Here is a 26,727-nt window from a genome sequence, read left to right as displayed (position 1 = left end):
CTAGCCACAACTTAAGTTTCGATCCCAATTATTATGCGCGCATTGTTTACTCTCTTATTGCTGGGTGCCGTGACGTTTTCTGCACCCTCGCTTGCTCTGTTTGGTAATAGCCAGAATTCGGGCTTTTCCTCGGGAAGCAGTGAATTTGTTACTGTCGATCAAGCGTTTCCATTTAACTCGTTCCAGCAAGGCAATCGCATCACCCTAGACTGGCAAGTGAAAGAGGGCTACTACCTCTACCAGCAGCGCCTCTCTTTTAGCGCCGAAAATGTCACTCTCGGCGAGATTGAGATGGAAAACGGCCAGCCATATCGCGATGAATTTTTTGGCGACGTCAACATCTACACCACGCCGCTATTCGTTGGAATTCCCCTGCAAGACTGGCAAAGTGGAGCAAAACTGATTGTGCAGTATCAAGGCTGCGCCAAAGCGGGCTTTTGCTACCCACCGGAAACGCGGGTGATTGAGATTGAGTCGTTTACTAATCCAGCGCCAGCGGTGAAATCGTCTGCCCAACCTGCGGCCAGCGGCAAGACAGACACATCAACGCTTTCGACCGCTGCGCCTTTAACCCAGCAAGATAAATTGGCTTCTGGCTTAGCTGATAACTGGTGGACGCCGCTGCTGTTTTTGGCGCTGGGCGTCGGTTTGGCCTTTACTCCTTGCGTGCTACCGATGTATCCGATCCTCACCAGCATCGTGCTCGGCGGCGGTCAACTCAGCCAGCGTCGCGCATTCGGCTTAGCACTGATCTATGTGCAAGGGATGGCGCTGACATACACGCTGCTTGGTTTGGTGGTCGCTTCCGCTGGCCTGCAATTTCAGGCGGCAATGCAACACCCATACGTGCTAATTGGCTTGAGCGCACTCTTTGTTGCCCTCGCTCTGTCGATGTTTGGCCTCTACACCTTGCAACTGCCAAGTCGCGCGCAAACTTGGCTGAATAATCTTAGCAATCAGCAGCAAGGTGGTAGCAGCTTGGGCGTGTTTGCGATGGGGGCGATTTCTGGCTTGGTGTGCTCTCCTTGCACCACTGCGCCGCTCTCCGGTGCGCTGCTCTACGTGGCACAAAGCGGCGACTTGCTCACGGGCGGGGTAGCGTTGTACGCACTCGCCATGGGGATGGGCATTCCGCTGGTCCTAGTGGCGGTATTTGGCAACAAACTCTTGCCGAAAGCCGGCAGCTGGATGGAGCGCGTTAAAACCCTGTTTGGCTTTGTGCTGCTCGCCGCGCCTATTTTCCTGCTGGAACGCATTCTTCCCGAACTCTGGTCGACCGCCTTGTGGTCAGCGTTAGGTATCGCCGCGTTTGGCTGGCTTTACCATGCCAAAAATAGCTTAGAGTTTGGTGGCTGGAAGCAAAGTGCGCTGGGCATCATCGCCGTACTCGGTCTCCTCGCCTCGGCGCAACCTGCGTTGCACTATTGGTATGCGCCGCAAAGCGCATCGACGTCCGTAAACGAGGTGCGCTTCACGCGCATCAGCTCCGTGGCCGACTTACAGCAGCAACTGCAATTGGCCAAACAAGCCGATAAACCTGTGATGCTCGATTTTTATGCCGACTGGTGTGTGGCGTGTAAAGAGTTTGAGAAATACACTTTTCACGATCCTCAGGTCGCGGCGAAGTTACAGCAATTTGTCTTGCTACAAGCCGATGTGACACGCAATCAAGCGCAAGACATTGAGCTGCTGCAACATCTGCAAGTGCTCGGTTTGCCAACTATCGAGTTCTGGGATGCACAAGGAAACCCCGTTTCAAACGCGCGGCTAACTGGCTTTATGCCAGCCGAACCCTTCTTAGTGCATCTGGACGCACTTACCCCATAACACTTTCAAACGCCAGCGAGATACCTCTCTGGCGTTTTCCTTTGCCGATTTCTCATTTCCTCTCTCGTGTATATGCAAGAAATCTAATAAAAGTCGATTTACATCAGACTTTTAGCGGATAAATATTGTCCAGCAAGGCAAAGCTGACAATAATTCTATTAACGAATTAGTAAAAAGCGCTTAACGTCATGGACTCGACCTACACCATTATCATTGCCGACGATCACCCTCTTTTTCGCAACGCCCTGTTTCAGTCGGTGCACATGGCGGTCAGCGGCGCAAATTTACTTGAAGCCGATTCTCTAGAAGCACTGCTCAATCTACTGGCACGTGAAGAAGAGCCGGATCTGTTGCTGCTGGATCTCAAAATGCCGGGGGCCAATGGCATGTCGGGGTTGATCCAACTGCGTGCAGAATACCCGGATTTACCGATTGTAGTGGTCTCTGCTAGCGAAGAACCGTCCGTAGTAACCCAAGTGAAAAGCCACGGCGCTTTCGGTTTTATTCCCAAATCGAGCGATATGCGAACCCTGATCGCCGCACTCAACCAAGTGCTCAATGGCGACCCCTACTTCCCGGAAGGTTTGATCATCAATAACGCCGCGTGTAATGATTTGGCGGAGAAAATCGCCGCGTTGACGCCTCAGCAATATAAAGTACTGGGCATGCTCTCTGATGGCTTGCTCAACAAACAGATCGCTTACGAGCTCAACGTATCTGAAGCGACCATCAAAGCGCACATGACGGCAATTTTCCGTAAACTAGACGTGAAAAACCGCACTCAAGCGGTCATTCTGCTTAAAGAGATGAGCGAGTAATCTACTCGCTCGTTGACGCTTGACTATCGTCGGTAGGTAGACACAAACCGACTTTCGTCACCTGCCAATCCACTACATCCGCGACCACCCAGCGCAATCCTTGCCATTCAAAATGGTCACCCAATACTGGGGTTGCGCCCAAGTGTTCCGTCACTAGCTCCTTAAGAGTCGTATCACCACTGACATCACCGAGATCCAAGCCATAGGCCATCGCCATGTCAGACAGTTTCGCTTCGACATCCAAGAAAAAATCGCCGAAGAAGCGAGCAAACGAGGCTTTCTCTGGCGCTTCACTAAACAGTTGGCTGAGCGCTTCAAGATCTTTTTCTTGCCCAAGCACACACAAGGTATCGCCCTCTTCGAGTTTGGTGCTGCCCGATGGGTGCAGTAACTGCTGCTGGCGAAATACCGCCGCAATACGTGTCCCTTCAGGTAAAAACAAATTACGCAGTGGCTCGCCGATGCACCATTTGTCTTGTTTCAGTTTATAGATAAACAGCTCCCACTCGCTGGTAGGAAAAATTTCGACGCCAGTGCGGGAAATCGGTTCGGGCTTGGATGGCAGTTCCACTTTGGCCAATGCCATGCTTTTGGTTAACGTACCGCCCTGCACAATCAGCGACACCATAACGACGAAAAACGCCAGATTGAAATAGAGCTGCGCGTCCGGCAGACCCGCCATCATCGGGAAAACCGCCAAGATGATCGGCACCGCGCCTCGCAACCCGACCCAAGAGATGAACCATTTCTCGCGCGCGGTAAAGCTCTTAAACGGCAACAGCCCAATCCACACCGAGATTGGCCGCGCGAAAATAATCATACCAAACGCCAGTGCCAAGCCGGGCACCGCGATGTCCAACAAGTTGGAAGGCGTCACTAACAGCCCCAACACTAAGAACATGCCGATTTGCGCCAACCAAGTCATGCCATCCAACACGTTGAGAATCGAGTGGCGGCTGCGCGTTGGGCGGTTACCAATCAGTAATCCCACTAAATAAATCGACAAAATACCACTGCCGCCGAGAGCATTCGACAGGGCAAAAATAATCAAACCACCACTAACGGTCAGAATTGAATAAAGCCCTTCCGGTAGCTGACTGCGATTGATTATTTTCCACAAAAGCCAGCCGCCAGAAAGCCCGAGCAGAGCACCAATACCAAACTGCTTAACAAAACTGAGTGCTAAAAAGCCAGCGCTGAGGCCGCTCTCGCTACTGCCGAGCACCGCAATCATGGTCACGGTGAGAAACACCGCCATTGGGTCGTTAGTACCGGATTCAATCTCCAAGGTTGAGCCAACCCGCTCGTTCAAGCTGCGCCCTTTCAATAGGGAAAACACCGCTGCGGCATCGGTCGAACCGACGATCGCACCAACCAAAATACCTTGCAGTAAATCGAGGTCAAACAGCCACGTTGCCATCAATCCGGTCAATAATGTCGTGATGGCAACCCCAACCGTGGCGAGCGAAACCGAAGGCCAAAAGGCGACCCGAAAACTGGCCACACGAGTACGCATTCCCCCGTCGAGCAAGATGATGGCCAGCGCTAAGTTACTCACCAGATAGGCGATCGGGTAGTTATCAAATAAAATGCCACCAACGCCGTCTTCCCCAGCCAGCATACCGACAGCGAGAAAAACGAGCAGAATTGGAATCCCCAATTTTGAGGACACCGGGCTTAGGAGCACACTGAGCGCAATAAGCAGTGCACCAATCAGAAAAAAGCCGTTGATTGTGTTTGCGTCCACTTTCTCCCTCCCTTTAGTTAAATTGTTGTTATTTGCAGCGAAAGCCACCGTGTTTAGCCTAACTATTTTGCACGAAAACGTGACTCTTTATCGAAAAGTTTATGTAAACAATTGAGTTTTTTCTGTCTAATTTAGCGTCACTATGTTGCCGCTGTGCGTATACGACATGAAAATGCGCCAGCAAAACCTGCGAGGCAAAACTAATCTAGGTCGATTTCTTAGACCTTTGGCTAAATTAACATCATGTTAACATCACACTTTCTTGCTGTATCCTACGCCAATTGACCTTTTGAGCTGATTTATCCCGCCATTTGACCCGACTAAAGTTGCACAGATCTGTTGATTTTTCGCTGCTATCTTAGAAAACGTAACATTACGTTAACACATCTATTCAGACGAGAAACACAAGGAGAAGGCCATGGCGTTCGAATCAACAGAACATGCTCAAGCCTACTGGAAGGAAAACTTGGGAATCATGGGATCACTGCTAGCAGTGTGGTTTTTGGTGTCTTACGGCGCTGGGATTTTATTTGTCGAGCCGCTAAATGCGATTCAATTTGGTGGTTTCAAATTAGGATTTTGGTTCGCGCAGCAAGGGTCGATCTACACCTTTGTGGCCCTGATCTTTGTTTATGTGGCACGGATGAACGCCCTAGACAAAAAGTACAACGTACAGGAAGACTAAGAGGTTTAGAAAATGGATATTCAAACTTGGACGTTTATTCTGGTTGGTCTTACTTTCGCCCTGTATATCGGTATCGCTATCTGGGCACGTGCGGGATCGACCAGTGAATTCTATGTTGCGGGCGGGGGTGTTCACCCTGTTGCCAACGGCATGGCAACCGCCGCGGACTGGATGTCTGCCGCATCGTTTATCTCAATGGCAGGGATCATCTCCTTCATCGGCTACGATGGCACCGTTTACCTGATGGGTTGGACAGGTGGCTATGTGCTACTCGCACTGTGTCTTGCTCCGTACTTGCGTAAGTTTGGTAAGTTTACTGTGCCAGATTTTATCGGTGACCGTTACTACTCAAGAACAGCGCGTATGGTGGCGGTATTTTGTGCCATCTTCGTCTCCTTTACTTACGTCGCAGGCCAAATGCGTGGCGTGGGCGTGGTCTTTGCGCGCTTCCTCGAAGTTGATATCAATATGGGTATCATCATCGGTATGGGCATCGTCTTCTTCTACGCGGTAATGGGCGGGATGAAAGGCATTACTTATACTCAGGTAGCCCAATACTGCGTACTGATCTTCGCCTTTATGGTCCCTGCGATTTTCACCTCGCTTATGATGACAGGTAACCCTGTCCCTCAGCTTGGCTTTGGTTCTACCATGGCGGGCAGCGATGAATATCTACTCACCAAACTGGACGGCTTGACTCAGGAACTGGGCTTTACCGCCTATACTGACGGCTCGAAGAGTATGGTTGACGTCTTCTTCATCTGTGCGGCGCTTATGGTCGGTACGGCGGGACTTCCACACGTTATTATTCGCTTCTTTACGGTTCCGAAAGTATCTGATGCACGTATCTCTGCCGGTTGGGCTCTGGTATTCATCGCGTTCTTGTACACCACAGCACCTGCGGTAGCTGCGTTTGCTCGCGTGAACATGATTGACACCATCAACGGTCCAGACATGCAAGGCGTGGCAGCAGCCGATGCACCAAGCTGGTTTAAAAACTGGGAAAGCACTGGCCTAGTCAAATGGGAAGATAAGAACGGCGACGGCAAGATGTTCTATGCGGGTGATGCGCGTAACGAAATGACCATCAACCGTGACATCATCGTACTGGCTTCGCCTGAGTTAGCGAAACTGCCAAACTGGGTGGTCGCTCTGTTGGCCGCAGGTGGCTTGGCAGCAGCACTTTCTACAGCAGCGGGTCTACTATTGGTTATCTCAACCTCGATCTCACACGACTTACTGAAGAAAGGCTTTAAGCCGGATATGACCGACAAGCAGGAACTGCGAGCCGCACGGATAGGCGCAGCACTGGCGATTATCGGCGCGGGTTATCTGGGTATCAACCCTCCCGGCTTTGTAGCGCAAGTGGTGGCATTCGCCTTCGGCTTGGCAGCCTCCTCGTTCTTCCCGGCCATCATTCTTGGTATCTTCTATAAGAAGATGAACAAAGAAGGCGCGATTGCCGGTATGTTGTCAGGTATTGCGTTTACCGCGGCTTACATCATCTACTTTAAGTTCATCAATCCAGCAGCCAGCACTCCAGACAACTGGTGGTTTGGTATCAGCCCAGAAGGGATTGGTACGCTAGGTATGTGCTTGAACTTTGTGGTTTCTATCGTAGTGAACAAGTTCACCGCCGAAGTACCCAAAGAGGTACAAGATATGGTCGAGTCTATCCGTTATCCAAAAGGAGCTGGTGCTGCGCACGACCACTAATAAGACTCACGAGATTTATTGTAGGGATTAAGCTCCGTGGAAAAACAAAGCCGATGCAACTGCATCGGCTTTTTGTTTTAAATTGTTCTAACCGCTGACCAGTTCAATCAACTAACCCGATTCAATACCGCCCTTAACTTCAGCGGTTTAACGGGTTTGGCGATAAAGCCAAACCCGTTGGCTTTTATCGCTTGCATCATCTCTTCGGTGCGATCAGCACTGATAATAACGCCTTCAAATCGGTTGCCTAAACGCAGTTTGCACTGCTGCAACACTTCGAGACCGGTTCGCCCATCGTCTAAACGATAATCGGAGAAGATCACCTGCGGGACCCAGCCATTTTCCAGTGTTTTCAGGCTACCAATCAGGTCGGTTGCGGTTTTCACTTCACAGCCCCAACGTGCCAGCAAGTTTTCCATACCGACCAAAATCTCTTCTTCATTGTCGACACACAGAATGCGTAGATGGCTGAGATCCGCCACCGCTGGGCTGGGCTCATTCACCGCAGGCTTTTGCACCTCGCTGGCTTTATCGAGCGTAATGGAAAAGACGCTGCCTTTGCCGTGCCAAGAACGCATCGAGATTTCATGCCCAAGCACTTGGGCAATCCCTTTAGAAATCGCCAACCCTAAACCGAGCCCTTGATCTGAACGCACCTGACTACCGCGATTGAACTCTTCAAAGATCTCCTGCTGTTTATCTTCTTCAATGCCCATGCCGTTGTCCCAAACGTCGATCCGCACACGCCCCGCGACGCGGCGCACACCGAGCAACACTTTGCCGTTGGGGCTGTAGCGAAAGGCATTGGTCAAAAAGTTTTGCACCACACGGCGCAGCAGTTTGGGGTCGGAGTTGACGGTCAATGAAGAGGGAACCATGCAAAACTCAATGCCTTGCTGCTTGGCTAAGGCACTGAATTCCGCATTGAGGTTAGACAACACATCGTTGATGGCGAAACCGTGTATGTGGATATCCAGTTTGCCGGACTCTAGCCGCGAGATATCGAGCAAATCACCGATGAGATCTTCCGCCGCCCCCAGCGCACTTTCGATGTGCGAGGCCAGCTTGCGCGTTTCATCTTCTTTCGCCACTTCAGAGAGCGATGAGGCAAACAGACGTGCGGCGTTGAGTGGCTGCATTAAATCATGGCTTACCGCGGCCAAAAAACGCGACTTAGACTGCGACTCGCGCTCCGAGCGTTGCGTTGCGGTTACCAGCTGCTGATTCAATCTCTCTAACTCGCGTGTGCGCAGATGAACTCGCTCTTCCAGCGTTTCATTGGCCTCTTTGAGCGCCTGTTCGGCATGGCGAAAGACGGTGATATCGGTAAAGCTCATCACAAACCCTCCGCCGGGCATCGGGTTGCCCTGCACTTCGATCACCCGTCCATCGGGGCGAATTCGCGATGAGGTATGCCGTGTGCCTTGCTCAAGATGGTAGACCCGACGGCGCACGTGATCTTCCGGGTCACCCGGACCGCACAGCCCTTGCTGCGCATTGTGACGAATAACATCGGCAATCGGCCGCCCGACTTGGATCAGCCCCGGCGGAAACTCAAACAGCTCTAAATAACGTTGGTTCCACGCCACCAGCCGCAACTGTTTATCCACAACCGCGATCCCTTGCCCAATGTGCTCGATTGCCCCTTGCAGCAGCCCGCGGCTGAAGTCGTAGAGCTCTGAGGCTTCATCCACGATGGTGGCGACCTCTTCCAACTGCATGTTTCGCCCTTGCAGCGCCGAAGTGAGGACCAACTTCGCCGATGACGCACCAAAAACCCCGGCCAAAACCCGTTCGGTGTGGCGAATTAAGGTCGATGGCGCTTGTTGATTGGGCAGCAACACTTCTCGCTGCTGCGACCAATAGTAAGCAAAGGCATTCTTAACCCGAGTGCGACCAACAAAACGCGACGCCAGCATCTCCAGTTCAGCGACCGTGACACGGCTTTGGTACAAGCTGATGTTCTCATTTTCCGGTAGCGGGATACCGATAAAAGATGCCGATTGTAAGCGTTCACTCAGGCTTGGCCGTGTCAGCATCGAAACCAGCAGATAGCAGAAAGCATTGGCACTGACGCTGAGGATCATCCCCCAATCCGATGCTTTAACGTCCAGCCCGCTCAGCAGTTCAGGAGGGGTAATTATCCAGATCAACAAGTTGCTTTGCGCATCGCCAGCCAGCATATCGGTCTGAGTCATCAGGGTGATCAGCCACAAAGTGAAGCCGACCGCCAGCCCGACATACACCCCTTTGCGGTTGCCTTGCCGCCAGTACATTCCGCCAAGCAGCGCAGGGGCAAACTGGGTGATCGCAGCAAACGAGAGAAAGCCGATGGCCGACAACGAATGAATCGCATCCAGCGCTTGATAAAAACCCCAAGCACCAATCAACAGCAGAAAAATCAGCGCGCGACGAATGCGCAGCAGCAAGCCGGAAAAGTGATGATGATTGCGATTGGACAAGCGCATGCGTCTGAGCAGCAGTGGCATGACTAAATCATTAGAGACCATGATCGCCAGCGCGATGGTCGACACGATCACCATGCCACTGGCCGCCGAAGTTCCGCCAAGAAAGGCCAACAGCGCAATATCGCTGGCACCAAACGCCATCGGCAAACTGATCACATAGGTATCGGCCGAGCTGGCTGGCAGCAAACTTTGCCCCGCCCAAGCGATGGGCAAAACAAACATCCCCATCAGAACCAAGTAGAGCGGAAACAACCAACGAGCGGTGTGCAGATCTTGCGCGCGCTCGTTTTCCACCACCATGGTGTGAAACTGACGCGGCAGACAGACGATCGCCAACATCGTCAGTACGGTGTGAATAAGTAGCGTCGCGACATTCGGCGCTTGATAGGTGTTCGTGATAGCGCTGGTTAAATCGAAGCTTTCGTGGCGCATCATCAGCCAGACGATAAACACCCCGACAACCAAAAAAGCCAACAACTTGACCATGGACTCAAACGCAATCGCCATCATCATGCCGCGATGGTGCTCGGTATTGTCGATGTGGCGCGTGCCAAACAGCATGGTAAAAATCGCCAGTGCACCAACCACAAACCAAGAGACGTTGTAATCTTCGTAGCCAAACTGACTAAAGAGATCGGGGGCGATGATCTCCAACCCCATGGTAATGCCGCGCAACTGCAGCGCGATATAAGGCAAAATACCGACCACGGCGATCAAGGTGACCACCACCGCAATGCCCTGCGATTTACCATAACGGGCAGCGATAAAGTCGGCGATGGAGGTAATATGCTCTCGTTTGGCGATCAGGATCAGCCGAGCAAGGATGCGCCATCCCAAGGTGAAGACCAGAATCGGCGCGATATAAATGGGTAAAAACGACCAAGGGTTGCTACTGGCTTGGCCGACGGTGCCGTAAAACGTCCACGAAGTACAATAAACCGCAATAGACAAGCTATAGACCCACGGGCGCCAACGCGCCAGCCATTTTTTCTGCCTATCACCATACCAAGCAATCAAAAACAAAATGCCCAGATATGCCAACGACACGGGAATCACAATCCATCCTTGCATGCGTCATCCTTCCTGATAAAAAAACCTCTCCGCTATGGGAGAGGTTTCATTTAACTAAGGATGAGAGCTCAACTCAATCTCTTCACACTAATTCTGTGCTTTCGGCTCGGCTTTCGCCACATCAATCACATGCGACTCTTCGCTGACTGGCGTCACTTTAACAAACAGCGCGATAAAGCCCATGGCCGCCATCACCCAGAACACATTTGCGCCCCACTGCTCAAAGCCCCAGCCACTTAACGCCGTCATGGCTGCGATAAAAGCGCCTAACGGCAGGGCATTGTAGAGCGCTTGCAGAGCGACCATTTTGTGCTCTGGTGAGTGTTGAATGTATTGAATGGCCGCAATATGCGCCATGGCAAACGTCACGCCGTGCAGCAGTTGCACCAAAACCAGACCAAGCAGCAAGGTGGTGGAGGCGGTGATCCCCCAGCGCAACATCACGCCAATCGAAGCGGCGACAAACAGCGCACGCAGCGACCAACCTGCAAACAGACGCTTACTCAGAGCAAACACCGCCACTTCGGCCACCACCCCTAAGCTCCACAGATAGCCAATGATCTCTTCGGAATGGCCCGCCTGCTTCCAGTAAATGGCGCTAAAGCTGTAGTAAGCCGCGTGGCTCCCTTGAATGAGCGCCGCCAACAGCAAAAAGGTCACAACGGGTTTGTCGGTGAGTAACTCAGTTAGCTTTGGCCGCTGGGTGTGATGCTCTTGGCGTGTAACTGGCATCAGCGTTGGTTTGCGTAAGCTGAACAATAGCGAAACAAACACCCCAGCCAACGCGGTGTAAAGGATCATGTCGCTGCCGTAGAGCGCAATCAAATACCCCACCACGGTCGAGCCCGCAATAAACGCGATGGATCCCCACAAGCGCGTGCGGCCGTAATCAAGCATTTTTAAGCGGGCGTAGTAGTTGGCGAGCGCATCAGAGAGCGGCACCGCCGGGCCACAACAGAGGTTGAATAACACGGTCGCCAGTGCCATCAACCAGAAATCACCGCCAGTAAAAAAGTGAAACGCAACAAAAATCAGCGCGGCAAAACTGAGCCAGCGTAGCGCTGGCATGATGTGTTCGGCGCGATGCACGCGTGGCGTGATCACCATATTCGCCACACAACGCGTTGCTAAACCTATCCCCACCAGCAAGCCGATATCGGTGGAAGAGACGCCCTGCTCTTTAAACCACAGCGACCAAAATGGCAGATAAACACCGTAAGCAAAAAAGAAGCCGAGGAAATATTGAGAAATCCAGCCATAAGGGGATGGGGTAAACATAGTGATAATCCTGAACAATAGCAGTTAAAGAACTGAGTGCGCTGCATTATGACTGGGTATGCACAAGAGAAAAAGGGAATTATCAGCAACCCACCGTTTCCCCGATCGCACCAAAGGATTAGACCAAAGTCGTCTGGAGAGTCAGTGTAAATTTGTCAGACTTACTCTATGCCGCGTGACGATAGAGTGCCCCATGCCTGATAAATTTAATATGCAATCTCCACCGTTTGACCGCCTGAGTGAAGGACAGCAAACCCTGCTGCGCTCGTCACTGGACGTCGCCTACTATCGAACCCGCGACATTGTTCTGCCTGCCGGGCAGCCGAGCGATTATCTGCACATTCTCATCAAAGGTGCGGTTGAAGAGCGCTCCGCTGATCATCAGGAAGTGTTCGCTCACTACGCCAACGACGATATGTTTGACGTCCGCGCTCTGTTTGAAGCAACGGTACGCCACCATTACGTCGCGCTGGAAGATACCCTCTCCTATCTGCTACCCAAAGCGCTGTTTCTGGAACTTTATAATGAGAATGGCCAGTTCGCGGCCTACTTCGACAACAACCTCGCCAAACGGCAAGAGTTGATAGAGGCGGCGCAGCAGCAACAAAACTTGGCCGAGTTTATTCTCACCAAAGTCGACAAGGCGATTTACCACCCGGCGATGATTCTTCCGCCCGAGATGCCTATTAATCAGGTCACCAAAACCTTGAAGGAAAACGGCATCGACGCCGCGCTGGTTAAACTGCATGACGATGATCCTCGCTGTCGCCAACAGCCTTCCGCTCATCCGTATGCCATCGTCACCCGCACCAACATGCTCCATTCGGTGATGCTGGAAGACAAACCGCTCGATACTCCGGTAGGTGAGATTGCCACCTTCCCGGTTTGCCATGTGGATAATGGCGATTTTCTGTTTAACGCCATGATCACCATGACGCGTAACCGCATGAAACGGCTAATGGTGTGCGACGGTCACCAAGCGGTTGGTATGCTCGACATGACGCAAATCCTCAGCGCCTTCTCCACCCATTCTCACGTGCTGACCTTAAGCATCGCCCGTGCATCGAGCGTTGAAGAGTTGGCACTGGCGTCGAACAAACAGCGCCAATTGGTCGAAAGCTTGCTGAAAAACGGCATTCGCACGCGCTTTATCATGGAGCTGATCTCGGCGGTCAACGAGCAGATTATCGAGAAAGCGTTTGAGCTAGTCGTGCCTCCGGCGCTACACGACCACTGCTGTCTGATCGTGCTCGGCTCTGAAGGTCGAGGTGAGCAAATCCTCAAGACCGACCAAGATAACGCACTGATCCTCAAAGACGGGCTGGAATGGCAGTTGTGCGGCGAGGTGATGCAGCAGCTCACTCATACTTTGCAGCAGCTTGGCTACCCACTTTGCCCGGGCAATGTCATGGTCAATAATCCGAAATGGGTGCGCAGCCAAACACAGTGGAAAAAAACCTTGGCGGACTGGGTAAAAGCCGCTAAACCGGAACAAGTCATGGACATCGCGATCATGGCCGATGCCCATGCTGTTGCCGGCAACAAGAGCCTACTGGCACCAGTGAAAGCGCACTTATGTCAATTGATGGCCGATCAAGAGCTGATCCTCACCGAATTCACCCGCCCTGCGCTGAGTTTTTCCGTGCCGCTGACGTTATTTGGTAATGTCAAAGCCGATAAATCAGGGCTCGACATCAAGCAAGGCGGCATTTTCCCGATTGTGCACGGCATTCGCGCTCTAACGCTGGAATACGCCTTAAGCGAAAACAACACCTTCGACCGCATTGAAGCTTTGGTCAAACGCAAAGTGCTTGAGCAAACTACCGCCGATAACCTCAGCGAAGCGTTGAAGCTGTTTTTTAAATTGCGCCTTGCTCAGCAGCTGTCTGAGCAACACAGCAACAACAAAATCAGTTTGAAACTGCTCGATCGCACCGAGCGTGACTTGCTGCGCCACAGTTTACACGTGGTGAAAAAGTTTAAGCAGTGGCTGGGTTATCACTATCAAATCAAAGATTAACCACGTGAGGCGCTACGCCAAACGTCTTAGGAAGCGCGCATGAATTGGTTGCAACGCAAATACTGGTACTACAAGCTGACGGGTTCGCCCTATCAGTCGCTGTTTTGCGCGCCCGATAGCCGTGAGTTTGTCTCTCTGGATTGCGAGACCACCAGCTTAGACCCGAAGCGCGCTGAGCTGGTCACCATTGCCGCGACACGCATTGTCGACAACCGTATTCTCACCAGTCAGCCGTTTGAAGTACGGCTGCGCGCGCCGCAATCGCTCGACTCGGGTTCAGTGAAAATCCACAAAATTCGCCATCAGGATCTGGTCGATGGTATTGGCGAGCGCGAAGCCATCACGCGGCTACTCGACTTTATCGGCAACCGCCCTTTAGTCGGTTACCACATCCGTTATGATAAGAAGATCTTAGACCTCGCCTGCCAGCGTCACTTGGGCTTTCCGCTGCCCAACCCGTTGGTTGAAGTTAGCCAGATCTACCATGACAAACTGGAAAAGCATCTGCCCAATGGCTACTTTGACCTCAGTTTGGATGCCATCTGCAAGCATCTGGACTTGCCTCTCCAAGACAAGCATGACGCGCTGCAAGATGCCTTTTCGGCGGCGTTGATCTTTGTGCGTTTAACTCATGGCGATCTGCCCAGCTTCTCTTCCTCTTACCTCTCCCCGTAAGTTTGATGCAACGCATACATTCTTAATTTACTCATTTATAAGCAAAATACGCTTTTATCCTAAAGTCTAATTGTCGAAATCGTCGCAGTGATTAACAGTTATAGGCAAGTCGAAAGACACCACGGATTTCCGTTCGCGTTCAGTTGCACACTCAATCACAAGTAGCCCTGTTCACGAAAGTTGAAGGCACAAGGAGAGAAACAATGAGTGAAGCCCACATTTATCCGGTTAAAGAGAACATTAAAACTCACACCCACGCGGATAATGAGACCTATCTTGCGATGTACCAACAATCTGTCAGCGATCCAGAGGGCTTCTGGAGCGAACACGGCAAAATCGTTGATTGGATCAAGCCTTTTACTAAGGTCAAACAGACCTCGTTTGATACAGGCCACGTTGATATTCGCTGGTTTGAAGATGGCACACTGAACGTTTCCGCCAACTGTATTGACCGCCATCTGGCCGAACGCGGTGATGAAGTAGCAATTATCTGGGAAGGTGACAACCCAGCCGAAGACAAAACTCTGACTTATAAACAACTGCACCAAGAAGTATGTCGTTTCTCGAACGCACTGAAAGAACAGGGCGTGCGCAAAGGCGACGTGGTGTGTCTCTACATGCCGATGGTGCCTGAAGCGGCGGTGGCGATGCTGGCGTGTACCCGTATCGGTGCCGTGCATACCATCGTCTTTGGCGGCTTCTCACCTGAAGCGCTGGCGGGCCGTATCATCGACTCTGATGCCAAGGTGGTGATCACCGCTGACGAAGGCGTTCGTGGTGGCCGCGCCGTGCCGCTGAAAAAGAACGTAGACGAAGCGCTGACCAACCCTGAAGTGAAAACCATCAGCAAAGTGATGGTGTTGAAACGCACCGGTGGCAATGTCGATTGGCATGAACACCGTGACGTTTGGTGGCACGAAGCCACCGCAACAGTCTCGGACGTTTGTCCGCCAGAAGAGATGAAAGCCGAAGATCCGCTGTTTATCCTTTACACCTCAGGCTCAACGGGTAAACCGAAAGGGGTGCTGCATACCACGGGCGGCTACTTGGTGTATGCAACCATGACGTTTAAATATGTCTTTGACTATCAGCCTGGCGAGGTGTTCTGGTGTACCGCTGACGTGGGTTGGATCACCGGACACACCTATCTGGTCTACGGACCACTGTCCAACGGAGCAAAAACCATTCTGTTTGAAGGCGTGCCAAACTACCCGAAAACCAGCCGCATGAGCGAAGTGGTCGACAAGCACCAAGTCAATATTCTTTATACTGCGCCAACGGCAATTCGCGCGCTAATGGCCAAAGGCAATGAAGCGGTTGAAGGAACCGAGCGGAGTAGTTTGCGCATTATGGGCTCGGTGGGCGAACCGATTAACCCAGAAGCGTGGGAGTGGTACTACAAAACCATCGGCAATGAAAAATCGCCGATTGTCGACACTTGGTGGCAAACCGAAACCGGTGGCATTTTGATCACGCCACTACCGGGCGCAACCGCGCTCAAACCGGGCTCGGCGACTCGTCCATTCTTCGGCGTACAGCCTGCACTGGTGGATAACATCGGCAACGTGATTGAAGATCAAGCCGCAGAAGGTAACCTCGTCATCCTCGACTCTTGGCCCGGTCAAATGCGCACGGTTTATGGTGACCATGAGCGTTTCGAACAAACCTACTTCTCCACCTTCCGTGGCATGTATTTTACGGGTGATGGTGCGCGTCGCGACGAAGATGGCTACTACTGGATCACAGGCCGTGTGGATGACGTATTAAACGTTTCTGGCCACCGCATGGGGACTGCCGAGATCGAATCGGCACTGGTGGCACATCCGAAGATTGCCGAGGCGGCGATTGTTGGCATTCCACACGACATCAAAGGCCAAGCAATTTACGCCTACGTGACGCTCAACGCTGGGGAATACCCATCCGCCGAGCTGCACAAAGAGGTGAAAGATTGGGTACGTAAAGAGATCGGCCCGATTGCCACGCCAGATGTGCTGCATTGGACCGATGCGCTACCGAAAACGCGTTCAGGCAAGATCATGCGCCGCATTCTGCGTAAGATCGCCACCGGTGACACCAGCAACTTGGGTGATACCTCAACGCTGGCCGATCCAAGTGTGGTCGACAAGCTAATTGCCGAGAAAGCCGAACTGGCCTAATTCTGAGCAGCGAACATACGCTGCCACAATAAGAGACCTGCGCTAACCACAAAGGCGTGCTTCAATGAGGCACGCCTTTGCATTTTGGCTGTTTTAGGATCACGAGATTACTGTAGGTGCACGGGATTACCTAAGGAACACGGAATTGCTAGACCAGCTCCGCCAGCATACTTTCATCATACGCCGTTAGCGCTTCACCGGAGCGCACTTTTGCCACGTAATCTGGGTTAGCAATGAACGGGCGACCAATCGCCAGCAGTTCAAATAGCCCTTGCTCAATCGCTGACGCGCCGGACTGCGCGCTGAAACCACCCGCCGCCATCAAGGTTTTTGAGTAGTGCTGGCGCATATACTCCGACACTTTACCGCCTAAGTGCTCAAACTCCACGCTGTCGTCAAACATCCCTTCATGCAGATAAGCCAACTGACGCGTTTCCAGCTCGGCCAACAAGTAGTCAAACACGGCTCGGTCACGCGCATCCGGTTTGATGTGTGCGTAGGCTCCCGGTGACAAACGCAGACCAGTGCGATGCCCACCAATGCGCTCAATAATGGCGTCAATCACCGCCAGAGGAAAACGCGCCATATTTTCTGGCGTCTGACCAAACTCATCATCACGCAAGTTGGTGTCATAGTGTAGGAACTGATCGAGTAGATAGCCGTTCGCACCGTGGATTTCCACCCCATCAAAACCCGCCACGATGGCGTTTTCGGCGGCACTGGCGTAATCCTCGATCAACTGCTCGATCTCTTCTTTACTCGCGGCTTTAGGCAGGGTGTAGGTCAGATCGCGACGACGCGGCACCGTTCCTTCGTAAGCCACCGCCGACGGTGCAAGCACATACTCACCCGCAAAGAAGGCAGGGTGCGCCACGCGGCCAGTATGCCAAAGCTGAGCAAAAATCTTACCACCACGCGCATGCACAGCCTCAGTCACTTTCTTCCAGCCAGCAATTTGTGCGTCGCTGAACAACCCCGGAGTATTGGGGTAACCCTGACCGTCCGGGCGAATGATCGTCGCTTCCGAAATAATCAACCCCGCTTCGGCGCGGCGAGCATAGTAAGCGGCCATTTCATCTGTCGGTACAAGCCCCTCTCCTGCCATACAGCGCGTCAGTGGCGCCATTACAATGCGGTTATTCAGGGTAAGGTGTTCATTTAAAACGTAAGGTTTGAAGAGTAAATCCGTCATCGGGCCATCCTACTGTCGAGTGAAGTTCGCTATGCTAGATCATTTTTGAACAATCATTCAAGATATATTTTGAACGAACGTTCAAGAATTTTTGTCACCTTGCGATTTTGCGCGTAGAATGCGGCGAAAACCCAAGTGAGAGAATGTGTGTGCGCGTAGCTGAATTTGACCGAGAACAGGTGTTGCGATCCGCGATGTATGAATTTATGTCGAAAGGATTCAATAAGACCAGTATGCAAGATTTGAAAAAAGCCACTGGCCTGCATCCGGGGTCCATCTATTGTGCGTTTGAAAATAAACGCGGCTTACTGCTGGCGGCTTTGGCCCACTATGCCGAAGAACGCGCGCAGGAGTTCAACGCAATTTTCGCCGCGCAGCCCAACGTCATGGACGGACTGCAAAGCTACTTTGCCATGGTGGTAGAAGAATGCGCCAGCGAAGAGATCAAAGATTGCCTGCTGCAAAAAGCACTGAGTGAGTTGTCCAAACAAGACGATGAAGTGGAACAAATGATTCGCGACACCCTCAACGCTTGGAAACTTGGCCTGCTCGCCCAACTGTGTAAAGCGCAGCAAAACGGCGAGATTAGCGCCGAGGCCGATTGCGATTTTCTCGCCGACTATCTGGTCATGGGCATTTATGGTTTGCGCACTTTTGCTCACACCAAACCAGAAAAAACCTTACTAAGTAAAATGGCGCAGCAACTGCTTTGCACGCTACACGCTTAACACTTCACTCTTCCCAATCCAAGAGTCTGCCTATCCAAGTTTTGCCAATCCATGAGCGCCCTTCTCCCTCGGCGCTCATCTAGCTGGTTTCCTCCTGAGGCCAAGTGATTATTTTTCCGCCACTTCACCGACATTGGCTAAAAACCGCACCGAACCACAGCACATACCGCGTTTCAGTGGCGCTTTTTTGTTAACCCGGTTACAGAAATCCAAGTTCAACTCGGGAGATTAGACCAGTAATTTGCTGCTAATTGCTATGAATTAGCTATAATCTTGGGCAATCTTGAAAAATTGGCACAGATTTGACAGAAAAACCGTGCCGATTTCTCCTGTTTTTGGGAATATGCTGGTTTCACTCACGATAAAGAAAGATAGCGCCAACATGTCAGCAAAGTTACGAGTTCTGGTCTTAAACGGCCCAAATCTTAACCTACTTGGTTTACGCGAGCCTGCCCACTACGGTGCGCAGACGCTATCGCAGATCGTCGAAAACTTGATGACATTGGCGAAACAAGCCGATATTGAGCTTGAACATCTGCAATCGAATCGTGAGTACGAGCTGATCGAAGCCATTCACGCCGCACACGGCAAGGTTGACTTCATCATCATTAATCCGGCGGCATTTACCCATACCAGTGTCGCGCTAAGAGACGCTCTACTCGGTGTCGCGATTCCTTATATTGAAGTGCACCTGTCTAACGTGCATGCTCGTGAACCTTTCCGTCATCACTCCTATTTGTCGGACAAAGCGGTTGGCGTGATCTGCGGTTTAGGCGCACAAGGTTATGAATTTGCTCTGTCGGCAGCGATTGCTAAGCTGCGGGCAAAGTAACCCCAACACTCTGCAGCCCTTGGCGGCTGTCTTACTCACAAGATAAAAGAGAAAGATAAGATGGATATTCGTAAAATCAAAAAACTGATCGAACTGGTTGAAGAGTCTGGCATTGCTGAGCTAGAAATCTCTGAAGGTGAAGAATCAGTACGCATCAGCCGTCATGGTCAAATGATGGCCGCGCCTGCACCTATCCACTATGCAGCTGCGCCAGCAGCCGCTCCTGCACCCGTAGCCGCAGCGCCAGTTGCTGAAGCGGCACCTGCCGCCGCAGCGCCAGCGGTAAGCGCAGGTCACAAAGTGCTTTCTCCAATGGTAGGCACCTTCTACCGTTCACCAAGTCCAGATTCTAAAGCGTTCATCGAAGTGGGCCAAAGCGTAAAAGCGGGCGACACACTATGCATCGTTGAAGCGATGAAAATGATGAACCAAATCGAAGCGGATAAATCTGGTGTCGTTACCGCTATCCTTGTTGAAGATGGCCAGCCAGTAGAATTCGACCAGCCACTCGTTGTTATCGAATAAGCGGAGTTCGCTATGTTAGATAAAGTAGTCATCGCGAACCGAGGTGAAATCGCACTTCGTATTCTTCGCGCATGTAAAGAGCTCGGCATCAAAACCGTTGCCGTGCACTCAACCGCCGATCGCGATCTCAAACACGTGCTACTGGCTGACGAAACTGTCTGTATCGGCCCGGCAAAAGGCATCGACAGCTACCTGAACATTCCGCGTATTATTTCCGCAGCGGAAGTGACTGGCGCGGTTGCCATCCATCCGGGTTACGGTTTCCTGTCGGAAAACGCCGATTTTGCTGAGCAAGTAGAGCGCAGCGGCTTTATTTTTGTGGGCCCAAAAGCGGAAACTATCCGCATCATGGGTGATAAAGTCTCGGCGATCACCGCGATGAAAAAAGCGGGCGTTCCTTGTGTACCGGGCTCCGATGGCCCACTCGACAACGACGAAGTGAAAAACAAAGCACACGCCAAACGCATCGGTTATCCAGTCATCATCAAAGCCTCTGGTGGCGGCGGTGGTCGTGGTATGCGTGTAGTACGCAAAGAAGCGGATCTGGTTCAAGCGATCGCAATGACGCGTGCTGAAGCCAAAGCAGCGTTCAACAACGACATGGTTTACATGGAGAAATTCCTAGAAAACCCACGTCACGTTGAAGTACAAGTGATTGCCGATGGCCAAGGCGGCGCGATTCACCTCGGTGAACGTGATTGCTCTATGCAGCGTCGTCACCAAAAAGTGGTGGAAGAAGCACCCGCGCCGGGCATCACAGAAGAGATGCGTAAGTACATCGGTGAACGTTGTACCCGTGCGTGTCTTGAAATCGGCTATCGCGGCGCAGGTACTTTCGAGTTCTTGTACGAAAACGGCGAGTTCTACTTCATCGAAATGAACACCCGTATTCAGGTAGAACACCCAGTGACAGAAATGGTGACTGGTGTTGATCTCATCAAAGAGCAGCTACGCGTTGCCGCAGGTCAGCCTCTGTCGTTTACCCAAAATGACATCAAGATCCGTGGCCATGCGATTGAGTGTCGTATCAACGCCGAAGATCCTGAGCGCTTCCTGCCTTCACCAGGCAAGATCGAACGCTTCCACTCGCCAGGCGGCATGGGCGTTCGTTGGGAATCGCACATCTACACGGGTTACACAGTGCCACCGCACTACGACTCAATGATCGGTAAACTCATCACTTACGGTGAGAACCGCGATGTGGCGATTGCACGCATGCGCAATGCTCTTGGTGAGATGATCATCGAAGGGATCAAAACCAATATTCCGCTGCAAGTGAGCATCATGAACGACGAAAACTTCCAACATGGTGGAGCCAACATCCACTACCTTGAGAAGAAGCTCGGACTTCAACACTAAGTCAGCACTCGAATGATGATGCCCACCTCGGTGGGCATTTTTCGTTTCATCGCAAAGTCTGCTAAACTCTGCGCCAAATTTACACATCGAGAGTACCCACTCATGCCTTGGATTCAAATCAAACTCAATGCGACCAATGAAAACGCTGAGCAAATCGGCGACATGCTTATGGAAGAGACTGGCGCGCTGTCCGTGACCTTCTTGGATGCTCACGATACACCGGTATTCGAGCCTCTGCCCGGTGAAACTCGCCTATGGGGAGATACAGACGTCCTAGCGCTGTACGATGCCGAAGCCGATACTCAGCTCATCATGTCGCAGATTAAAGCCAGCAAGATGCTGGTCGACGGCTTTGCCTACAAAGTAGAGCAGCTTGAAGACAAAGATTGGGAACGCGAGTGGATGGACAACTTCCACCCCATGAAGTTTGGTGAGCGTCTGTGGATCTGCCCAAGCTGGCGCGACATTCCTGATCCAAGCGCAGTCAACGTAATGCTCGATCCGGGCCTCGCCTTTGGTACGGGGACGCACCCAACCACCGCGTTGTGCCTGCAGTGGCTAGAAAGCCTCGATCTGAGCGGCAAGACCGTAATCGACTTTGGCTGTGGTTCAGGTATCCTCGCGATCGCTGCGATCAAACTCGGTGCCGAGAAAGTCATCGGCATCGACATCGATCCTCAAGCGCTGCTCGCCTCAAAAGATAACGCGCAGCGCAATGGCGTGGCCGAACAGCTTGAGGTTTACCTGCCACAAGATCAACCAGAAGGTCTGCTGGCCGATGTGGTAGTGGCCAACATTTTAGCCGCACCGCTGCGTGAACTTTCGTCGATCATCACAGGGCTAGTTAAACCAAATGGCCTGTTGGCGATGTCCGGTGTTTTAGACACACAAGCGGAAGATGTGGCGAATCACTATCGTGACGCGTTTCACATTGATCCGATTATTGAGCAGAGTGAATGGTGTCGCATCTCGGGTCGCAAGCAAGGCTAGATAAGACTTTCAGGGATAATTGTTTGAATTTTATACAAATTACAAAAACAATTACTCAATGCTCAAATATTAGTCTTTTCACGCAGAAAAAAAATGCGTAAAATGCGCGCCCTTGCTGGTATGAAGCTGTGAAGACGTTTTGAAAATCGGAAACCACCAACTTAAGAACAATCTGATCGTCGCCCCCATGGCGGGTGTCACCGACAGACCCTTTCGCGAGTTGTGTTTGCGATACGGAGCGGGAATGGCCGTCAGTGAAATGATGTCCTCCAATCCCGCTTTGTGGAAAACCGCTAAATCACAAAATCGCATGGTGCATGAAGGCGAATCGGGCATTCGCTCAGTACAGATTGCTGGAAGTGATCCACAGCTCATGGCAGATGCTGCGCAATTCAGCGTTGAAAACGGTGCACAAATCATCGACATCAACATGGGATGCCCAGCAAAAAAAGTGAATAAAAAGCTCGCGGGTTCTGCCCTGCTGAAATACCCAGACATTATCGAACAGATTTTGAAAACGGTGGTGAACGCAGTAAAAGTGCCAGTCACTTTAAAAACCCGCACTGGCTGGGATACAGAAAATAAAAACTGTATTCAAATCGCTAAATTAGCCGAAGACTGCGGCATACAGGCACTTGCTCTGCATGGCAGAACCAAAGCCTGTATGTACAAAGGTGAGGCCGAATACGACAGCATTAGAGCCGTCAAGCAAGCCATCTCAATTCCGGTTATCGCTAACGGTGATATCGATAGTCCGGAGAAGGCAAAGCATGTGCTGGAGTACACCGGCGCTGACGCTCTCATGATCGGGCGCCCTGCCCAGGGTCGTCCATGGATTTTTCAGGAAATCCAACACTATTTGGAAAACGGCACCACGATGCCCGAGCTTCCTATTGCGGAAGTAAAAAGCATCCTGCTTGGTCATGTGAACGCTCTGCATGATTTTTATGGCGAGTATTTAGGTCCGCGTATCGCGCGTAAGCACGTAGGCTGGTACCTAAAAGAGCATGAACAAGCGAGTGAGTTTCGCCGTACCTTCAACGCCATCGACGCAGCCGATCTGCAGCTTGAGGCGTTAGAGGGTTACTTTGATTTAGCCTAAATAGTTGGAGTGGCAGCTAGGCGACAAGATAACTCAGCCCTATGAGCATAGATCTGCTATTTGATTAGGGTGAGTTAGCGCCGTCAACGACGCTGCAGCTACAAATATGAAGGCTATGACGTTGCATCATAATTAAGAGAAGAGCTAGACCGAATATGTTCGAACAAAATCTGACTTCAGAAGCTTTAACCGTAACTACCGTAACATCACAAGATCAAATCACGCAAAAGCCACTACGTGATTCTGTTAAAGCGTCTCTTAAAAACTACTTGGCTCAATTAAACGGTCAGGAAGTGACTGAACTATACGAACTAGTTCTCGCTGAAGTTGAACAGCCATTACTAGATACCATTATGCAGTACACTCGCGGCAACCAAACGCGCGCAGCAACCATGATGGGCATCAACCGCGGTACTCTTCGCAAGAAATTGAAAAAATACGGCATGAACTAATACCCATTAGTTAACCATTTGAATTTAAAGTCGCTTTTCTTTTATAGAGAGCGACTTTTTTATTATTTAGCGCTCATAAAAATTGGTTGTAATCAGCCCTACGCCAAATCGTTCCACACGAGTCAAACACCAACTGGCTACGTATCACTTTGCAGTAAGCATTGCTTAATGATTGAACACTTTGTACATTTATTGCCAAGCCAATTTATCACTCGATAGCGAAGTTCTGGAGTGAATCAAGCAGGGAGTCGAGAGATGTGGGTGAGAAATGCAATGTTATCGGTTGTGCTCGCGATTTTACTGTACGTTTTCTTTGCCCCAACTCATGGTGACTCTTACCTTAAAGAGACTAACCCAACGTCTTCCGAGCGCGTCTCCACTTCCTGGCAATCTTCCGAGCTGGCATCTCAAGTAGAGACCAAAGTCACTCCACGTCGTAAAAACAGGATAGATTGCACCAAGCCGACTCAGGCAAGTTTCCAAAAGAGCGAGCAAACGCTGCATTACGGCATGTTTTATCTCAACCTTCATGCTGACGAGTTGCCAGAGGATTTCGTTAATCAGCTCAAACCGCGCCTGAGATCAATACAGCATTACTACCAATCACTGTTAGGTAAAGCGTCTCTAAAAGCCGTTGAGGTCGATCTCTACTTATTTAGCAACCTTCAATCCTATCAACAGTTTGCACAAAGCCAAGATCGAAGCCATGAGGCCGCAGGCAGTTATAGCTTACGTAGTGGTGAGATAGTGCTCTATTACCGCAATGCGCAACAGGCCATCAACACCGCAATCCACGAAATCGTCCATGCGGTCAATCACGGCCTGCTGGGCTATTTACCCGGTTGGCTGGATGAAGGTTTAGCGGAATTCTTCGCTGGCCTTTGGCAATCAGAATCCGGCCAAATCAACGCCGAGTCAAAAAAATGGATTGACGGTAAAAGCAGACTGCGCTTTACGCCGCTTGGCTTGCCTGAGCTATTCAATCAGGAGTCCTACTGGTATCGCGACGCGCAGCGGGAAAAATTACGCTTATACGGTAGCAGTTGGCTACTGATTTACTTTTTCTTCAGCGATGAGCGCGGACAGCGATTACTTTCAACAATTATGCAGCAAGAAATGCAAGACCCTTGCGATATTCTCGAAGGCAATGAGATGCTGCAGTTGCTGCTTGATGCCGAGCCAAACTTTGAGTTGGATTATCAGCACTGGCAGAGCAACCAGCTCTCTTATTAATTCAGTGAAAGTTCTCCCTCGCTTTCCCTCGTGTCAAAGCACATTTCTCTGCAACGTTTCATACCGTTGCGCAGTAATTTTACGCTTAAGTCAAATCTCTCCTTTAGTCGCATATACGAAGCCGTTATCACTTTGTTACATTCTAAAGTGAATAAAAATCAAATTATAAAAATATCCACCATCAAGGAGTGATCGCTATGGTCAGTTTCGGCTTGCGTATATTAAATATCAAGCAGCGGCTTTACTTGCTGACTTTTGTTATTTCAACGCTACTTTTAATCCCGTTTGGATCGTTGCTTTACGAATATCAAGGCGATTTGCTCGAAGCGAAACAGGTCAAAACCCGTCATCTGGTCGAATCCGCCACCAGCGTGTTGGCCCATTTTCAGCAGTTGGAAAGCGCAGGTGTCCTTTCTCGCAGCGAAGCGCAGACCCAAGCCAAACAAGCCATCAGTGCGTTGCGCTATGAGAAATCTGATTATTTTTGGATTAATGACGAAAAACCAGCCATGGTGATGCATCCAATCAAGCCTCAATTAGATGGCCAAGATCTCAGTAACTTCAAGGACCCAACGGGCAAGGCGCTATTTGTTGAGATGGTCTCAGTGGTCAAACAATCGGGTGCAGGCTTTGTCTACTACATGTGGCCTAAACCGGGCTCTGAAGTGGATGTGGAAAAGCTCTCTTATGTGAGTGAATTCAAACCGTGGGGCTGGATCATCGGCACAGGGGTATACATTGACGATGTGCAAGCGCTCATCTGGCAGCGGGCACAATCATCGCTGTTTAAACTGGCGATCGCCTTTGCCGTGATGCTGCTACTCTCGGCGTTGATTGGCAATAGCATTACCGCGCCTTGCCGCGCGACCAAAGAGGCACTGGCCGAGATAGCCAAAGGCGACGGCGACCTCACCAAGCAGTTACCCGTTGAAGGACGTGATGAACTCACGCACATAGCCCAAGAGTTCAATGAATTTACTGGCAAGATCCGCCAAATCGTACACAACATTACGCCAGTGACTCAAGATGTGACGGGTTCTGCCAGCGAATTGACTCAGGTGGCGCAGCACGCGCTGCACAAAGCTACTATGCAGCAACGCTCGGTCGATTCGGTCGCTGATGCGATGAAGCAGTTGCAGGCCAGTAACACTGGCGTTGCCGAGTCAGCGCAAGAAGCGGCGCTGGCGGCGAAAAATGCCAGCCAAAAGGGTAAAGAAGGCAGTGAAGTGATCAGCAAAGCATCTGACTATATGAACGCCCTATCGTCAACGGTGACGCAAACTGAGCAAAACGTGCAAGATTTAGCCAATGAAACGCAAAAAGTTGGCGCGGTACTGGAAGTGATTCGCGGCGTGGCAGAGCAAACCAATCTGCTTGCGCTCAACGCGGCCATTGAAGCGGCGCGAGCAGGCGAACAAGGGCGCGGTTTTGCCGTGGTTGCCGACGAAGTGCGCACCTTGGCTACGCGCACCAGCCACAGTACGGATGAAATCCAGCAGATCATTGCCAACTTGCAGCAAAGGGCCAGTGAGGTGTGTAAGTCGATGGAGCAGACGCAGCGCCAATCCCAAGAAACTCAGTTGCAAGCTGGTCTAGCGCAAACCGCACTGCATGAGATTGATCAGCAGATCGCCACCATCCTAGAGCTTAACCAACACATCGCTCAATCGAGCGTAGAACAATCTCACACCACCAACCAAATCAGCGACAGTTTGAGCCAAATCGCCGAGCATAGTGACCAAGCGGCCGCACAAGCCAACCAAGTTGCCGCTGCCAGCGAGCAGTTAATGGTGAGTGGCCAGCGACTGCAACAAAGTGTTGCCGCTTTTCGTGCCTAAATAGCAGAGTAAGCC

At 51.3% G+C, this 26,727-nt stretch carries 20 protein-coding genes; 16 read left to right on the top strand and 4 right to left on the bottom strand.

All coding sequences use genetic code 11. The features are described 5' to 3' along the window. The first annotated feature begins 33 nt into the window (after positions 1-33). Together EWA64_RS09795 and EWA64_RS09790 are read left to right on the top strand one after the other, a co-directional pair. Positions 34-1,827, top strand: a complete 1,794-nt coding sequence (locus EWA64_RS09795) for a protein-disulfide reductase DsbD (protein WP_061893623.1) — start codon at positions 34-36, stop codon at positions 1,825-1,827. 188 nt (positions 1,828-2,015) lie between these two features. Then, the gene (locus EWA64_RS09790) at positions 2,016-2,645 is read left to right on the top strand and encodes a response regulator transcription factor (RefSeq protein WP_039431314.1); all 630 of its coding nucleotides are present in this window, start codon (positions 2,016-2,018) and stop codon (positions 2,643-2,645) included. A 1-nt stretch (position 2,646) separates the two neighbouring features. On the opposite strand, the gene EWA64_RS09785 is transcribed toward EWA64_RS09790, so the two are convergent. Further along, on the bottom strand, positions 2,647-4,392 hold the full coding sequence (locus EWA64_RS09785) for a potassium/proton antiporter (protein WP_061893622.1): 1,746 nt from the start codon (positions 4,390-4,392) through the stop codon (positions 2,647-2,649). Positions 4,393-4,810: 418 nt separating this feature from the next. Here EWA64_RS09785 and EWA64_RS09780 point away from each other — a divergent pair, with 418 nt between their 5' ends. Both EWA64_RS09780 and EWA64_RS09775 read left to right on the top strand, forming a co-directional pair. Beyond that, on the top strand, positions 4,811-5,077 hold the full coding sequence (locus EWA64_RS09780; RefSeq protein WP_039431317.1) for a DUF4212 domain-containing protein: 267 nt from the start codon (positions 4,811-4,813) through the stop codon (positions 5,075-5,077). Positions 5,078-5,089: 12 nt separating this feature from the next. Further along, positions 5,090-6,793, top strand: coding sequence for a sodium:solute symporter family protein (locus EWA64_RS09775; protein ID WP_369435792.1), 1,704 nt, complete (start codon positions 5,090-5,092; stop codon positions 6,791-6,793). A 107-nt stretch (positions 6,794-6,900) separates the two neighbouring features. Here EWA64_RS09775 and EWA64_RS09770 read toward each other — a convergent pair whose 3' ends face one another. Both EWA64_RS09770 and EWA64_RS09765 read right to left on the bottom strand, forming a co-directional pair. Continuing rightward, positions 6,901-10,332, bottom strand: coding sequence for a hybrid sensor histidine kinase/response regulator (locus tag EWA64_RS09770; protein WP_061893620.1), 3,432 nt, complete (start codon positions 10,330-10,332; stop codon positions 6,901-6,903). 87 nt (positions 10,333-10,419) lie between these two features. Next, positions 10,420-11,610 (bottom strand): 3-phenylpropionate MFS transporter, encoded by a 1,191-nt coding sequence (locus EWA64_RS09765; protein ID WP_061893619.1) that lies wholly within the window; start codon positions 11,608-11,610, stop codon positions 10,420-10,422. A gap of 193 nt (positions 11,611-11,803) precedes the next feature. Between EWA64_RS09765 and EWA64_RS09760 the strand changes: the two genes are divergently transcribed. From EWA64_RS09760 to acs, 3 genes are all read left to right on the top strand, one after another. Then, entirely contained in the window at positions 11,804-13,630 is a 1,827-nt protein-coding gene (locus EWA64_RS09760; protein ID WP_061893618.1) for a DUF294 nucleotidyltransferase-like domain-containing protein, read from the top strand. A gap of 39 nt (positions 13,631-13,669) precedes the next feature. After that, the gene (locus EWA64_RS09755; RefSeq protein ID WP_061893617.1) at positions 13,670-14,305 is read left to right on the top strand and encodes a 3'-5' exonuclease; all 636 of its coding nucleotides are present in this window, start codon (positions 13,670-13,672) and stop codon (positions 14,303-14,305) included. Between the two features lie 203 nt (positions 14,306-14,508). Then, positions 14,509-16,461 carry an acetate--CoA ligase gene (gene acs, locus EWA64_RS09750; protein ID WP_061893616.1) on the top strand — a complete coding sequence of 651 codons (1,953 nt, stop codon included), beginning with the start codon at positions 14,509-14,511 and terminating at the stop codon, positions 16,459-16,461. 148 nt (positions 16,462-16,609) lie between these two features. Here the strand turns inward: acs and EWA64_RS09745 are convergent, their stop codons facing one another. Beyond that, on the bottom strand, positions 16,610-17,653 hold the full coding sequence (locus EWA64_RS09745) for an alkene reductase (RefSeq protein WP_061893615.1): 1,044 nt from the start codon (positions 17,651-17,653) through the stop codon (positions 16,610-16,612). Between the two features lie 149 nt (positions 17,654-17,802). Between EWA64_RS09745 and EWA64_RS09740 the strand changes: the two genes are divergently transcribed. The 9 genes from EWA64_RS09740 to EWA64_RS09700 all read left to right on the top strand — a co-directional run bounded on the left by EWA64_RS09740 (position 17,803) and on the right by EWA64_RS09700 (position 26,712). Then, positions 17,803-18,381, top strand: a complete 579-nt coding sequence (locus tag EWA64_RS09740; protein ID WP_170320324.1) for a TetR/AcrR family transcriptional regulator — start codon at positions 17,803-17,805, stop codon at positions 18,379-18,381. A 382-nt stretch (positions 18,382-18,763) separates the two neighbouring features. After that, complete coding sequence (gene aroQ / locus EWA64_RS09735) at positions 18,764-19,213, top strand: type II 3-dehydroquinate dehydratase (RefSeq protein ID WP_039431726.1); 450 nt, start codon at positions 18,764-18,766, stop codon at positions 19,211-19,213. A gap of 60 nt (positions 19,214-19,273) precedes the next feature. Then, a complete protein-coding gene (accB, locus tag EWA64_RS09730) occupies positions 19,274-19,738 on the top strand; it encodes an acetyl-CoA carboxylase biotin carboxyl carrier protein (protein WP_039435657.1) in 465 nt (154 codons plus the stop codon). A 12-nt stretch (positions 19,739-19,750) separates the two neighbouring features. Further along, positions 19,751-21,097 (top strand): acetyl-CoA carboxylase biotin carboxylase subunit, encoded by a 1,347-nt coding sequence (accC, locus tag EWA64_RS09725; RefSeq protein WP_061893614.1) that lies wholly within the window; start codon positions 19,751-19,753, stop codon positions 21,095-21,097. A gap of 102 nt (positions 21,098-21,199) precedes the next feature. Continuing rightward, on the top strand, positions 21,200-22,087 hold the full coding sequence (prmA, locus tag EWA64_RS09720; protein ID WP_061893647.1) for a 50S ribosomal protein L11 methyltransferase: 888 nt from the start codon (positions 21,200-21,202) through the stop codon (positions 22,085-22,087). Between the two features lie 139 nt (positions 22,088-22,226). Continuing rightward, on the top strand, positions 22,227-23,189 hold the full coding sequence (dusB, locus tag EWA64_RS09715) for a tRNA dihydrouridine synthase DusB (RefSeq protein WP_039440933.1): 963 nt from the start codon (positions 22,227-22,229) through the stop codon (positions 23,187-23,189). Between the two features lie 155 nt (positions 23,190-23,344). Next, a complete protein-coding gene (fis, locus tag EWA64_RS09710; RefSeq protein WP_000462885.1) occupies positions 23,345-23,641 on the top strand; it encodes a DNA-binding transcriptional regulator Fis in 297 nt (98 codons plus the stop codon). 255 nt (positions 23,642-23,896) lie between these two features. Then, complete coding sequence (locus tag EWA64_RS09705) at positions 23,897-24,874, top strand: hypothetical protein (RefSeq protein WP_061893613.1); 978 nt, start codon at positions 23,897-23,899, stop codon at positions 24,872-24,874. A 197-nt stretch (positions 24,875-25,071) separates the two neighbouring features. Beyond that, positions 25,072-26,712, top strand: coding sequence for a methyl-accepting chemotaxis protein (locus tag EWA64_RS09700; protein WP_061893612.1), 1,641 nt, complete (start codon positions 25,072-25,074; stop codon positions 26,710-26,712). Positions 26,713-26,727: the final 15 nt, after the last annotated feature.

It is taken from the genome of Vibrio cidicii (assembly GCF_009665415.1).
GTDB lineage: Bacteria > Pseudomonadota > Gammaproteobacteria > Enterobacterales > Vibrionaceae > Vibrio > Vibrio cidicii.
The sequence above is the reverse complement of the archived record's forward strand: the minus strand, read 5'-3'. Positions and strand labels throughout refer to the sequence as shown.